Source organism: Paenibacillus sp. FSL K6-2441, from assembly GCF_037964765.1.
In the GTDB taxonomy this organism is placed as follows: domain Bacteria; phylum Bacillota; class Bacilli; order Paenibacillales; family Paenibacillaceae; genus Fontibacillus; species Fontibacillus phoenicis.
Genome location: NZ_CP150174.1, coordinates 1,177,555 through 1,190,740, shown reverse-complemented (window position 1 = coordinate 1,190,740; position 13,186 = coordinate 1,177,555). Strand labels below are relative to the sequence as shown.

Genomic DNA, 13,186 nt, shown 5'->3' with positions numbered 1-13,186 from the left:
CAATTCAGCAGCAGTAGATCAATTTGCATCTTCTACGCAGCGGCAGGCGTGATATAATAACTAGCGACTGCCATTAAACGGTATTCGATTCCATATAAGCGTCTAATTCCATATTAGCGCATAAGAAAGAAGTGAACAGCAAGAGATGATCGGCGATATTGTATTGGATGTCGTTTTGCCCATTTTTATCCTCATCGGATTAGGCGCCTTGATGCAGCGAGCCTTTAAGCTTGATTTGTATACGCTGGCCAAAATCAACTTCTACTTCGTGACGCCTGCCGTCGTCTTCGTCAGCATGTACGAATCGGAGATGTCCGCGGATCTTCTGGGAAGCGTTACGGGGTTTTATATTTTGTACGTCCTGCTGCTCTATGGGGTCAGCCGGCTTGTCAGCTGGCCTCTGAAGTTTGGACCCGGCATGCGGGCCGCCTTCACTAACAGTCTGATCCTCGACAACTCCGGCAATTACGGGCTGCCGATTAATCAGTTGGCCTTTAAAGGCGATCCATTGGCTGCTTCCGTTCAAGCGCTGGTGATGACGTTCCAGAGCCTGGTCACGTTCACCTATGGCGTGATGTCCGTGCAACGGGCCAAGTCCGGCGGCACGCTGAAGGCCGCGTTGATCGGGTTTCTTAAGATGCCCGTCCCTTACGCCTTGGTGCTTGGGATGGCGCTGCATTTGCTTCAATGGCCAATCCCTTACTTTGTGTCCAAGCCGCTTGGGTACATCGCCGACTCGATGGTGGCGATCGCCTTACTAACGCTTGGCGCACAAATTGTAAAATATCCGCTGCGGCTCGATCGGATTGACGTCTACGTCAGCGTCGCGCTGCGTCTGCTGATTGGCCCGGTGATCGGGTTCATTTTGGTATGGGCGCTGGGCCTCAAAGGAATTCCAGCCCAAGCGCTGCTGATCGCTTCCGGCATGCCCACCGGAGTCAACAGCACCATCCTTGCGGAGGAGTACGACAACGAACCGGATTTTGCCTCGCAAACCGTGCTGATCTCCACGCTGCTGAACATCATTACGATGACTGCCCTGATTTCCTTATCCAAATACGTCGGATAGTCCCCAAAAATAAAGAACCTTGCGCCATTAGGGCGGAAGGTTCTTGCTTTATGCTCGGATGCTTTATTCGTCTTGCTGCAGCGCGGCTTCATGCTCCTTCACGAATTGCTCCGGCGTCACCGCCTTACCGAACAAGGCTTGAATCATATTTAAGTGCGTCTGGGCCGCATTCCATTTCATTTGCACGTCGGCAAATAAGGTCAGGTTGCTGGCATTGTTCAGCTCATCCAGCAAATCGATGTAGAGCTGAGGCAAATCCGAAGCCGCCGTATCCACCTTGGTTGCCGGAATCACCCCGGCCGTACTGACCGATTCGGCCCCCCACTTGCTGATGAAATATTCCACAAACTTCTTCGCTTCGTCTTTGACTTTGGAGTTCTCCGCAACGAACAAGCCGACCCCCGGTCCGCCTACCCAGCTGTTAATGTCCCCTTTACCGCCGGTAAAGGTTGGGAATTTGAAGAACCCGACATTGTCTTTAAATTGCTGAGGCACGTCCGGGTTACTCGTAAAGTTAGGCACCTCCCAGGTCCCAGCCAGGAACATGGCAGCTTGTTCTTTCATGAATACCATTTTGCCTTCCTCATTGGACAAGCCGTTAAAGCCTTTATTAAAAGCGTTCATATCCACCAGCTTCTGGATTTCCGCCGCCGCCTGAATCAGCGCCGGGTCCTCGAAGCTGCGGGAGCGGTCGATCGCCTGCTTCATCGTTTCCGGTCCGCCGATCCGGTCGGCCAGGTACATATACCAGATCGAGCCCGTCCACCGGTCCCGGTTCCCCAGCGCGATCGGGGTTACCCCCTTGCTGTTCAGCGTGCGGATCACGTCCAGGAACTGATCATAGGTTTGCGGCACTTCCAAATCGTATTTGTCAAAAATCGCCTTATTATAATAAATCGGCGAGATGTTCAGTTCGATCGGCAAGCCGTACGTTTTGCCCTGCACCGCATAAGCATCGGTCGCCCCCGGGACGAACTGGTCCTTCAAGCCGCGTTCCAGCAAATCGTCAAGCGGGGCGAACAGGTCACCCTTCACGTAGGGGTCCATGAAGCCGGCAGCCCAGGTGACGCCAACGTCAGGAAGCTCGTTCGCCGCGGACAAAATTTTTAATTTATTTTTGTATTGCTCATTTTCCATCACTTCTTGCTGAATTGTGATATTCGGATGCTCGGATTGATATTGGTCGATGATCTCGTTCACCAGTTTATTTTGCTGCGGAGAGGCACCTGCCGGCCACAAATGCATAAATTGAATCGTTACCTTCTCGCTGGCCGCCGATGCTTCTTGGTCATCCGCCCCGCCGCCCCCCGCCGCCTTGTCGCCGACGCAGCCGGAAAGTCCCAGCAGCAGGAGAAGCGCAATCCACAGGGTAGATGCTGTTTTCTGGTTGGACATGCTTTAGCCCCCTAGTTATCCCGGCTATTCGTGTAACCGCTTCAACCCAAGTTTATCACGTTGATGATTCCGCTTCCATAGCAAGCAGAGGGCAACAAACCGTTCGCCGCAAATATCCGTAATTGAACGGCTAAGGCTTAGGCGTCATCTTCCGTCTCTTTCGTCCGGCTGCGGTATTTGCTGGGACTCATCCCTTCATAGTTTTTGAACACCTTGATAAAATATTTGTCGCTTTGATAACCTACACGCTCAGCGATCTCCCCAACGGACAACGTCGTCCGCAGCAGCAGCTCCTTGGCGCGGAGCACCCGCAACCGGGTGATATATTCGCTGAAGGTAAGGTCGGTCTGCTCTTTGAATAGCACGCTGAAGTAACTCGGATTCAGATGCAGATGGTCGGCCACCTGGCGCATCGTAATCGGCTCGTGCAAATGCTCGTCCAGGTAATTCAGTGCCTCCCGCACCTGGGGCGTATATTGCGTATCCGTATCCTTTGTCTCCAGCAGCCGCGGGTCAACCAGCTTCTCCATCGTTTCGATTCGATGCCGGTCGTCCTCCACCCGCAACGCCTGCTCTACGGCCTGAACCAGCTTGTGCTTGTCCACCGGCTTCAGCAAGTAATTGACGACGCCGAGCTGCATCGCTTTTTGCGCGTATTCGAATTCCGCATAACCCGAAATGATAATCGCCACCGGCTTGAACTGCTTATGGCGCTGCTGCATTTCGATCAGCTCCAGCCCGCTGATGCCGGGCATGCGGATGTCCGTGATCAGCAGATGAGCGACATGATTCTCCAGCCAAGCCAGCGCCGCCTGCCCGCTGTCCGCCGCCTCGATCCGGTACCGGCCGGCAGACCAGGCTTCCAATGTTTTCGTAAAGCCCTGTCTTGTTCTCGGTTCATCTTCCACCACAAGTATGGTTTTTGTCTGCTTCATACCGTTCCCCCGTAATCACTAGGTATTTCAAAGCTTACGGACGTTCCTTCGCCCGGGCGGCTGGTCACTTGCAAACCGTGCTTCTTCCCTTGCTCCTCATCATAATACAGGCGAAGTCGCCGTTGTACATTTACAATCCCGACGCCTGTCCCCTTCGAGGAAATGGAAGGTCCGCCTTCCATCGCCTGCAGTAGGCCGTTTAACGTTTCCTCATCCATGCCGGGACCGTTGTCCCGCACGGTGATTTTCACGTAACCTTCCTTGTCTGAGGATTCGACGCATACGCTTACTTTGCCCTGGCCGAGTTGCTTTTCAACCCCGTGCAAAATTGCGTTTTCCACCAGCGGCTGAATCAGAAGCTTTGGAATTTTAACATGGCGGAATTCGCCGGCATCAATGGACCAGGTTAACCGTTCCGCAAGTCGGATAGTCATCAGCTGCAGGTATCGTTCCACATGCTCCAGCTCGTCCTCGATCGTCACCCACTCGTCCTGGTTGGGGCTGCTGATAATGTACCGGAACAAGTTGGACATGCCGACGACCAGGTTGGCCAGCTCCTCCTCCCCCTTGTCCTCCAGCGACCAATAGAAGGCCTCCAGCGTATTAAACAGAAAATGAGGGTTGATTTGAGCTTGCAACGCCTTTAATTCGGTCCGGCTTTGCAGGAGCTCCTTCTCGTAAACGACACGGATCAATTCGTTCATATTGTCGACCATTTGGTTGTAGGAATTGTTCAGCTCGTTGATTTCCATCGTGCTCGAGAACATCGGGTTCCGCTGCAGCACCCCGAATCTCGCCCCGCGCATCGCCTTGATCAACCGGAAGATGGGCCGGGTGATCATCGTGGACAGCGACAGCGACATGATCAGGAACAGCAGCACCCCTATGGCTCCCGAAGCGAGGACAGCTGTTCGCAGCGCGGAGATCCCGCTGGTGACGTAGCTCATGGGCGTGAAGAAGACCAGCGTCCACCCCGTAGCTTTGGAGGCTTGTTTGACCTCAATAAACCTCTGCCCGCCGATGGTGATATTTTTTCCTTCGTTGCTCAGCAGCTCCTTCAAATTTAATTCTTCCGCAGGAAAGCTGAAATTGGATGCCACGGGACGCTGATTCCCGTCAACCAGCAGGATATACTCCCCAACCTCTTCGTCGATCTGCTCATGGATTTGAAAATAAGTCCGATCGAGCCGCACCATTAAATATCCCCCGGACGAAAACCAGCGGTCCAGCAAGCTCACCCGGCGCAGCGCCAGCACGGTAGACGGATCGCGCGGATCGATACCAATCCAGACGAGCGCCCCTTTGCCCCAATTCGCGGCGTTAATCCATTCCGAATCGATCGTGTCGATCAACTCGGTTTCGTTCAGCGGGAACAATCGGCGATAATCGTTAGTATATAACTCAAGCGACTTGATGCCGGTCACATAGGCCTGATAGTCACTAAACAGCGGCAGCAGCGATTGGCGCGAGCTAAAGGGCGTCTCCTTCCCTTGCACCTCAGCGAGCAGCAGCTTCTGGACGTAATCATCGGTGGCGACCTGCGTGGTCAGCGTATTGATCTGGGCAATCAGCGCATCCAATCGGCCGTTGGCCTGCATCGCGGTTTGACTGATATGCTTCTCAGCATTGGTTTCCAGCAGTGCGGACATCCGATAATAAGTGAGTACGCTGGCGATTCCCAGGACAAAAATCATCAGCAGCATAAAACTGATGAAGATTTGATTTCTTAAGGTAAACCATCGTTTCGGCTTTTTCACGTCCGCTCCAAACCTTTCCACCCAAAGTATACAATCCGATCCCATCATATCCGAAAAGGACCGGGTGAACTATGGATTTTTCGAAATTGTCACGTATAATGGGAAGGCGACGGCTCCCGTAGCCAGTACAATACATAAGCATTTTATAGGAAAAAGCCAAGGTTTTCTACTGCGGCTGGTAAAGAGAAGGGGATCATCACAATGAACACAATTACGCCAAACCACGCGGTCTTTTTTGACGTGGATGATACGTTATACGACCACCTGCAGCCTTTTCGCGAGGCACTGGAAGAGATCCTGCACACCGGGCCGAACTTCCCCTATGAATCGGCGTATCACCGGATGCGCTATTACAGCGATTATCTTTCCGCCCAAGCCGGGGGTACGCCCACCTACGGGCAGGTGCTGGAATCGATGCGCACCGAACGTTTCGTGCGTTCTCTAGGGGAGTTTGGGCTCTCGCTGACAACCGAACAAGCCGCGGCGGTACAGGCCGCTTACCTAGGCCGTCAATTTGACATTCGGCCGTTTCCCGGAGCGCTGGAGCTGATCGGCGAACTCCAGGCGCGGGGCGCCGTCGTCGGAATCATTACGAACGGACCGCCGAACCACCAATGGCGAAAGATCCGGGCACTGGGGGTCGATCGGCTGATTCCCGCCGAGCTGGTGTTCATCTCGGGTGCGGTTGGCTTGACGAAACCGGATGCACGCTTGTTCAACCTGATTGCAGGGAAACTGGGCATAGCACCGGATCAGTGCTGGTATATCGGAGATTCCTGGCGCAACGATGTCGTAGGGGCGGCCGGCGCCGGCTGGCACTCCATTTGGTTCAATCACCGCGGAATCCCGCCCGAATCCGATCCGCATCTCCCCCATACCCCGGTTGCCAGTTATGCCGAATTATCCCGGCTATTATTGAGCGAATCCATGTAAAGACGATCACGCACAGAATGCTGCGAGCAAAGGGCAGCATTCTTTTTTTGCGGAGACCGTGATCGTCGGACCGCATGACGCCTTTAATGAATCAATAGGGACCAATCTGTCCATTATCCGTCGCAGGCTGAAAGTCGAACAATCCGAAGTCGGCGAAGTTTTCAAATCGAAGGTATCCATGCTTTATATTGATCGGCAAAGCGTTAGCCCGCCGCGGATTCTGGCAGTATTTGGATACCTTTATGCGCGACCCTAACATTTTTGGTATACGAACTAAGTTCAATCGGGTAATCGAGCGAAGTCGAGAGCGGCACATGTCCCTCAATCAATACGCGTTCCCCTTGCCGCTGCGGCGGCTCGAAACGGCCGCGCATCTGCACGAGGTCGTTCATCACCCGGCCGGCATTCTCTTCAGGAACAACGATACGGGCATGCAAAATGGGCTCCAGCAGTTGCGTGCCGGTATTGGCCAGCCCATTCATCATTCCCATCGGTGTGGCGACGGCAAAATCCAGCGGATGGGTATGCCAAACATGATGCTGGCCATAGGTAGCGAACGGTCAAGTTCAAGGTGAATAGCACGACCATGCTTGTTAACGGCGAATCGGTGACACCCGGATACGCTGGCGGTCCACCGGCCAGGAGAAGAAGCTGGCTGCCCTGGCGCCCGGAGCTACTGCTGATACGACCTTCGAGGTCAACAAGTCCGGCGTCTACTATGTATCCCATGGCTACGAGCCCGGCATATACCATATTGCTGTCGACGGCAAACAGCGCCGCTTGTCCAAGGATGCAGTGGACCAGTACGTTCTGACCGACTCTGGCATGATCTATACGTTGGTTTACAAAGAAGGGGTTTACTCGGTGAAATAAAATAGGGTGGCAAAAAAACGGCGGCAGCCTCGGAACTTCAACTACGAAGTTTGAGGCTGCCGCCGTTTGAATTTGTACGTCACAGTACCCGCTGCAAAAAAGACCGCGTCCGCTCATGCTGCGGCGCACTAAACAGCTGCTCCGGCCGGCCGGATTCGATCATCTCCCCGTCCGCCATAAACATCACGCGGTCGGCCACCTCCCGCGCAAAGCCCATCTCATGCGTGACGACGATCATCGTCATCCGCTCTTCGGCGAGCTGCTTCATCACCTGCAGCACCTCGCCCGTTAGCTCGGGATCCAGCGCAGAGGTCGGCTCGTCGAACAGCAGAATCTCCGGATTCATCATCAGCGCCCGGGCAATGGCGACCCGCTGCTTTTGCCCCCCGGACAGGTTGGCCGGATAAACCTCCGCTTTATCGGAGAGCCCGACCTTCTCCAGCAGCTCCGTGGCCTTGGCGCGGATGTCTGCAGCCGGCTGCCTTTTCACCAGCTTGGGTGCGAGCTCCAGGTTCCCGCGCACCGTGAGGTGCGGGAACAGATTGAAATGCTGGAACACCATGCCCATACGGGCGGTAATTTCCTTGAGCTTGGCACTGCCGGCATACCGCCCATTGTCCACCAGCGACTCGCCTCCAATCCGGATCGTACCCCCGTCGATTTCCTCAAGATGGGCCAAGGCACGCAGCATGGTGCTCTTGCCCGAACCGGACGGCCCGATCACCGCCAGCACCTCGCTCGTAGCGACGTTAAAGGAGACGTTTTTCAGCACCTCCAGCTGGCCAAACGATTTTCGTAAATGCTCGACTTGAACGATTGCTTGATCCATGATTCCAGCCCTTTACTCAAATTTGAACTTCCGTTCCAGCGCCTTAAACAGCACGGTCAGTACCAACGTCATCAACAGGTACAGCACGCCCGCAAGCACAAACGGTACGATCGTAAAATCCCGGTTGACCGCCGTTTGCGCAAAATGCAGCAGCTCGGGAACGGCCACTGCATAGAGCAGCGCTGTATCCTTGACCAGCGTAATCGACTCATTGGAGACAGCGGGCAGCGCGATGCGCAGCATCTGTGGCAGCACGATCCGCGTTGTCGTCTGCCAGCGGCTGAGCCCCAGCACCTTCGCGGCTTCATATTGACCCTTGTCGATCGCCAGCAGTCCGCCGCGGAAGATCTCAGCGAAGTACGCCGCGTAATTCAGCGTAAAAGCAACGCAAGCGGCGACGAACCGATCCATCACGAGATACTCGCCGATCACCGGGATGACCGGCAGCCCGAAGCAAACGAACAGCATTTGCAGCAGCAACGGCGTACCGCGCATGACATAAATATAAGCCCCGGCAAACCAAGCGACTGGCTTGATCCGGCTGCGAACCATAAAGGTAAAGGCGAAGCCCAGCGGAATCGATGTCACGATGGCCAGAAGAAACAGCCAAATCGTGGTTTTCGTCCCTTCCAGCATCGGCCCCAGGATACTTAACAAATACTCCAGACTCATGATCGCTCTCCTCGGAACATCTTGGATTTTAACACAACCAGCAAAAAACCGGATTCCGAAGCAATCCGGTTTTTACGCGTTTCGTTTCTACTTCAGCACTTTGTCTTCGCCAAACCATTTCTTCGAAATTTCCGACGCGGTACCGTCCTGGTTCAGCTCGTCGAGCGCCTGCTGCAGCTTGTTCAGCAGCTCCTCGTTCCCCTTCTTCACGCCGATGCCGTATTCTTCAGGCGCCAGCGACTCATCCAGCAGCTTAAACGTACCTTCTTCCTTCGCCATATAGTATCTCGCCACAACTTCGTCGATCACGACCGCATCAAGCCGTTTCGTTTTGAGATCCGTAAGCGCAAGTACGTTATCCGGGAATTCCGAGATGGTTTTGATCTCGCTCTTGATCGGAGCCGCGTCCAGCGCATCCGCTGCGGAAGACAACGCCTGCAAGCCCACCGTCTTGCCAGCTAGATCGCTGAGCTGGGTGATTTCCGAATCGGCCAGCGTTACGACCACCTGGCTATTTTTCAAGTAAGGCTTCGTAAACAGGACCTTGCCCTTACGCTCCTCCGTAATCGTATATCCGTTCCAGATCAGATCGATCCGTCCGCTGTTCAGCTCAGATTCCTTAGCCGACCAGTCGATCGGCTGGAACGTGGCTTCCATTCCCATTTTCTCCGCCGCCGCTTTGGCGTAATCAATATCGAAGCCAACAATCTCGTTATTTTCATCGCGGAAGCCCATCGGTGCGAATTTATCGTCGATCCCGATCACCAGCGTATTATCCTCTTTCCCCGCTCCCGACCCCGAACAGCCGGCCAGCACCGTTAACACCAGAGCCATCACTAGGCTCATCATGATCATTTTTTTGTTAGCTTTCATCTGTCTCTCCCCCTGAGTATTGCTATTAGCTCAAATACTATTAACTCAAATAGTATTAGCTTAGCTCAGAACCTCGCTTTAGTCCGCTAATACGTTATCAGACTATCATAATACCATACTACCAAAAAAGAGTCGATAGAAACCCGGAGGTTTGTCAGAAATTCCCGGAGTATTGTGACAGGTCTTCGAACAATGTTCACAACCGCTTGCCCTTTTACACGATTATCCCTTTCGTTCAGAACGAGGAATCTAGGAGAGGATCTTCTCACCGCGCCTTTTTTGCACGATTATCCCTTTGGTTCAGAATGGGGAGATCGACGAAGGGGATCTTCTAACTACGCCTCTTTACACGATTATCCCTTTGGTTCAGAACTGGGAACTCCATAGGCGGGATAGAAATGAGATAGCCCGTGGAGCTGATCGTTCCGTTTTTACGAAGATAAGATGGTTTATCTGGGATATTTTTCTTGATTCACGAACAGGTGTTTGGTATAATGATAACAAAGGGAACATATGTTCATATTCGTTGAGTTAGCGGGATTTAAATTGGAGGGATCGGGCATGGGTTTTTATACGAATGCAGAGCTTCAATCTATCAGTAGCCGTTTTCAAAGTGAAGCCGACTGCATCGAGGCGATCATCGCTATGAAGTGGCCAAACGGATTTGTTTGCCCCCGCTGCGCTTATACCAAATGCACCCGCCTGTCCTCCCGACGACTTCCTTTGTTTGAGTGCAGAAGATGCGGCTATCAAGCCTCGCCTTTGGTCGGCACCATTTTTGAAAGAACCCATCTGCCTTTGGTGAAGTGGTTCCAAGCCATGGAACTGTTTCTGCTTCCCGACGGTATCTCGGCGCTGCGGTTGAGTCAGGTAATCCAAGTTACCTACAAGACCGCGTGGCTCATGCTGCACAAAATCCGCCATATCCTCGGTGAATGTGATGCCCGGAATCTGCTCTCCGGAGAGGTAAAGGTGAACCGCGATCAGTATGGGACGGATACCAACCGCTTTCATCCAGCTTCTCAACCTTATGCCACCGCAGTCGTCGCCGGCTGCACGGTCACGGAGTCTGGTGAGCCCGAGCGAGTGAAGATCCAACTGATACCGCATAAAAGAGGAGGCGAGCAATGGGCTACCCGGCGCGATCTCGCGGAGTTCATCAACAAGCATGTAGACGTCCATACCTCAACCAAGCGGTGGTTCCCTTTCGTTCATCGGATGTATCTGCCCCTACGGAGAGTTGTGAGAGAAGCGAGGGACTCTATCAGACGCACGTATGTTGCCTTGGGGATAACGCATTTGCAGGCGTATTTGAATGAGTACACCGTCCGCCGTTACCTGCGCATGACCTTTTCCGAGGAAGAAATGCGCCAGGACCTGCTGCAAATGTGCCTGTCCATTCCAGCGATCCCTTACCGCCAGTTAATCGCACGTGGTCAGAAGCCCTTCCTTGCAGCAGCGGCGTAAACCTGCTAATCGAGGTACTAAGAGGTTATTAATAGCAATGATAGAGGTGCTGATTGGAATGCCAAACAACACGAAATAGGAGCCTCCTACCTTGACTTTCGAGCACAGCTGATCGACCCATTTACAGCTATACCGAATTCAGCTATACCGAATTTTTTTCGCAATCTATCTCTACTCAGTGAGTTGTCGCTCATATGTTCCTTCATATGTTCCTATCCATCGGTTTTCTCACAGCATCTTTTTACTACTGTACTTGACTTGACTACTTCCTTCTCATTCTCCACCAGCTGATTCAACGGGATAATCGTCAAAAAAAGGGCCGCAGAGAGATTCTGTTCCCCCTATCGCATATATCCGTACTTATCGGTTTTCTTGCAGCATCTTACTTCGACTTTGCATATCATATTTCTTTTTCTTTCTTCATTGCCTGATGCAACGGGATAATCGTTGAAAAGAGCGCGGCTAGACTATGTTCCCCTCCCCTAACGAAAACCGTCCGATACACATCGGACGGCTATAGGCAGCTACTGTATTCGGTTCGCAGCCGAAGAAAGGACAAACTGCATAATCGGCGTAACGTCGGGCAAGCTGTGCGGGTGATGGCCGCCGCCTGGCTTGAGGATGGTCGTCACCGTGCCGCCATGTGCCCGGTAGGTGCGCTCAAGCACCGCCCCGTTCTCCTCAAACGGCACGTCGAGATCGGCGTCGCCGGAGACGAGCAGCACCGGCTTCGGGGCGAGCCCGTATTTCGCGGTCAGCCAGGCGCGAAATGCTTCCATCTGCCCGGCGGCGTACGGGCAGCCGTAGAGGTGGCTCAGCCGGCAGTAGGCTAGGTGCCAGCCTTGCTCGAGCAGGGCCAGGTCGGCGTCCGCGAAGGCGCCGAAGTATAGGTCGGTGCGCGCGAACCCCATCCATTCGCGCGCCTCAGCGCTCTCCGCGCCGCCCTACATCACGGCGGCGCGCTCGATCGCCGGCAGCAGTGCCTCGGCCTGCTGCAGCGCCTCCGCCAGCGGCGGCCAGCCGGTGTTCCGGCAGATGCTTCAGGAAAAAAGCCTCCAAGTTCCGGATATACGTACCGTTCTCCGTAATGCTGTCGCCAAAAAAGACAATCCGCTTGCTTCGCGGTAACGCCAATAAGTCAGCGCTTTCATTTTCAATGGTCAAAACAGCTAGCCCCTTTCAATTTAAAATGGATATGAATTCAAAGTTAAATATGAAATCGTGCTCTAAACTTGCCCGGCGATTCCCCAGTCCAACGTTTGAACTGACGGCTGAAATGGGCAATATCCTTGTAGCCAAGTCGTATCGAGACGGCTTCGACCGATAGCTCCGGCTCCATCAGCAACAGCTTGGCCTTCTTTAGCTTCAGCGCCGATAAATACTGGCGCGGCGACATCCCGTACACGCTGCGGAAGATCCGATTGCAGGAGGACGCGCTGTACCCAAGTCCAGCGGTAACCGCCGCGACGGTCTCACGCGACCGGTCCCCGTCCAGAACGTCGACGGATCGACGACCGTGGGAGCCGTTACCACGGGAGACGCTACTGCCGGAACTCCTTCCGCCGGTGATGCTGCCATGGGAGCCATCCCCGCCGGCGCCATTGCTGCCGGAGCTTGCGTTCCCCAACGTTGACGCGCTCCAGGCCGTCTCCGGCTCCTCGACGCTGCGCTCCAGCGCGGCGGCGATCTCCGCCGCGATCCGGTTCATCCGGCTGCTCGGCGCGCCGGACTCCTGCTCTGCCAGCCCTTCGCTCAGGCCGGCAAACAGCTCGAACACCGCAGCCATCGCCCGCATCTTGTCCGCCAGCTTCGCACCTGACCCGTCCGAGGTAAGCGCGATCAGCTTGTCCAAGCTCGGCCGAATGACTTGGGCCAGCGGCCCGTCTGCGGTGTGAAGCGGTGTCTCGCCTCGGCACAACAGCTCGCGAAGCACGGGCTCGTCGACGTTAAAATGCAAGCAATAATACGTCATTGGCTCCGTCCCCAGCGCCCGGCTTTCATGCACGTCTTCAGGGCGAAGCAGCAGGAAATCGCCGGGCTGCTGCACATAACGTTTGCCGCCGACGATCATCTCCTGGCTGCCTGCCAGCAGCAAGTTCACCTCAAACAGCGGGTGGCTGTGGCGCGGATACGACCACTCCGGCGTTACCGTACGCAAATGCGCGGCAAAGAGCTTAAACGTCGAATCCATATTTGGCAGCATATACTCGGTAACCTGATGCTCTCTAGCCACCCTTATCCCTCCGCTTTTTTATATAATCGCTTTCCCCCGCCTCGCCACCGTGAACGTTTTGGATAAATCGATTGGCGGTTTGGACATGGGCGTTCCTCCAAAGCCTTGTTATAATCAAACTAGCATAACCGCTGTGAATTGAACAGGAGG

14 protein-coding genes are annotated in these 13,186 nt (G+C 54.2%); 4 read left to right on the top strand and 10 right to left on the bottom strand.

Going from position 1 to position 13,186, the window contains the following annotated elements:
* The first annotated feature begins 145 nt into the window (after window positions 1–145).
* Window positions 146–1,069, top strand: a complete 924-nt coding sequence (locus NSQ80_RS05055; protein ID WP_009226239.1) for an AEC family transporter — start codon at window positions 146–148, stop codon at window positions 1,067–1,069.
* A gap of 63 nt (window positions 1,070–1,132) precedes the next feature.
* Here NSQ80_RS05055 and NSQ80_RS05050 read toward each other — a convergent pair whose 3' ends face one another.
* From NSQ80_RS05050 to NSQ80_RS05040, 3 genes are all read right to left on the bottom strand, one after another.
* On the bottom strand, window positions 1,133–2,464 hold the full coding sequence (locus NSQ80_RS05050) for an extracellular solute-binding protein (protein ID WP_339301635.1): 1,332 nt from the start codon (window positions 2,462–2,464) through the stop codon (window positions 1,133–1,135).
* Window positions 2,465–2,601: 137 nt separating this feature from the next.
* Window positions 2,602–3,399, bottom strand: coding sequence for a response regulator (locus NSQ80_RS05045; protein WP_009226237.1), 798 nt, complete (start codon window positions 3,397–3,399; stop codon window positions 2,602–2,604).
* Window positions 3,396–5,156: a sensor histidine kinase gene (locus tag NSQ80_RS05040; RefSeq protein ID WP_009226236.1), complete on the bottom strand. Its 1,761-nt coding sequence runs from the start codon at window positions 5,154–5,156 to the stop codon at window positions 3,396–3,398. Before NSQ80_RS05040 ends, NSQ80_RS05045 begins: the two co-directional genes overlap by 4 nt.
* A 201-nt stretch (window positions 5,157–5,357) precedes the next feature.
* On the opposite strand from NSQ80_RS05040, the gene NSQ80_RS05035 reads away from it, so the two are divergent.
* Entirely contained in the window at window positions 5,358–6,089 is a 732-nt protein-coding gene (locus NSQ80_RS05035; protein WP_339301633.1) for an HAD family hydrolase, read from the top strand.
* 58 nt (window positions 6,090–6,147) lie between these two features.
* Window positions 6,148–6,345, top strand: a complete 198-nt coding sequence (locus NSQ80_RS05030; RefSeq protein ID WP_323075914.1) for a spore germination protein — start codon at window positions 6,148–6,150, stop codon at window positions 6,343–6,345.
* Here NSQ80_RS05030 and NSQ80_RS05025 read toward each other — a convergent pair.
* The 4 genes from NSQ80_RS05025 to NSQ80_RS05010 all read right to left on the bottom strand — a co-directional run bounded on the left by NSQ80_RS05025 (window position 6,293) and on the right by NSQ80_RS05010 (window position 9,336).
* Window positions 6,293–6,580, bottom strand: a complete 288-nt coding sequence (locus NSQ80_RS05025; RefSeq protein ID WP_009226234.1) for a hypothetical protein — start codon at window positions 6,578–6,580, stop codon at window positions 6,293–6,295. The two genes, NSQ80_RS05030 and NSQ80_RS05025, sit on opposite strands and share 53 nt — an antisense overlap.
* Window positions 6,581–7,041: 461 nt before the next feature.
* On the bottom strand, window positions 7,042–7,791 hold the full coding sequence (locus tag NSQ80_RS05020; RefSeq protein WP_311202306.1) for an amino acid ABC transporter ATP-binding protein: 750 nt from the start codon (window positions 7,789–7,791) through the stop codon (window positions 7,042–7,044).
* A gap of 12 nt (window positions 7,792–7,803) precedes the next feature.
* Window positions 7,804–8,463, bottom strand: coding sequence for an amino acid ABC transporter permease (locus NSQ80_RS05015; protein ID WP_009226232.1), 660 nt, complete (start codon window positions 8,461–8,463; stop codon window positions 7,804–7,806).
* 87 nt (window positions 8,464–8,550) lie between these two features.
* Window positions 8,551–9,336, bottom strand: coding sequence for an amino acid ABC transporter substrate-binding protein (locus NSQ80_RS05010; protein ID WP_339301630.1), 786 nt, complete (start codon window positions 9,334–9,336; stop codon window positions 8,551–8,553).
* Between the two features lie 561 nt (window positions 9,337–9,897).
* On the opposite strand from NSQ80_RS05010, the gene NSQ80_RS05005 reads away from it, so the two are divergent.
* Window positions 9,898–10,803, top strand: coding sequence for an IS1595 family transposase (locus NSQ80_RS05005; RefSeq protein ID WP_339301628.1), 906 nt, complete (start codon window positions 9,898–9,900; stop codon window positions 10,801–10,803).
* Between the two features lie 524 nt (window positions 10,804–11,327).
* On the opposite strand, the gene NSQ80_RS05000 is transcribed toward NSQ80_RS05005, so the two are convergent.
* Genes NSQ80_RS05000 through NSQ80_RS04990 form a run of 3 tightly spaced genes read right to left on the bottom strand, consistent with a single transcriptional unit; the run spans window position 11,328 to window position 13,036 of the window.
* Complete coding sequence (locus NSQ80_RS05000; RefSeq protein ID WP_009226229.1) at window positions 11,328–11,714, bottom strand: hypothetical protein; 387 nt, start codon at window positions 11,712–11,714, stop codon at window positions 11,328–11,330.
* A gap of 13 nt (window positions 11,715–11,727) precedes the next feature.
* Entirely contained in the window at window positions 11,728–11,967 is a 240-nt protein-coding gene (locus tag NSQ80_RS04995) for a hypothetical protein (RefSeq protein ID WP_323075909.1), read from the bottom strand.
* 43 nt (window positions 11,968–12,010) lie between these two features.
* A complete protein-coding gene (locus NSQ80_RS04990; RefSeq protein WP_260069800.1) occupies window positions 12,011–13,036 on the bottom strand; it encodes an AraC family transcriptional regulator in 1,026 nt (341 codons plus the stop codon).
* Window positions 13,037–13,186: the final 150 nt, after the last annotated feature.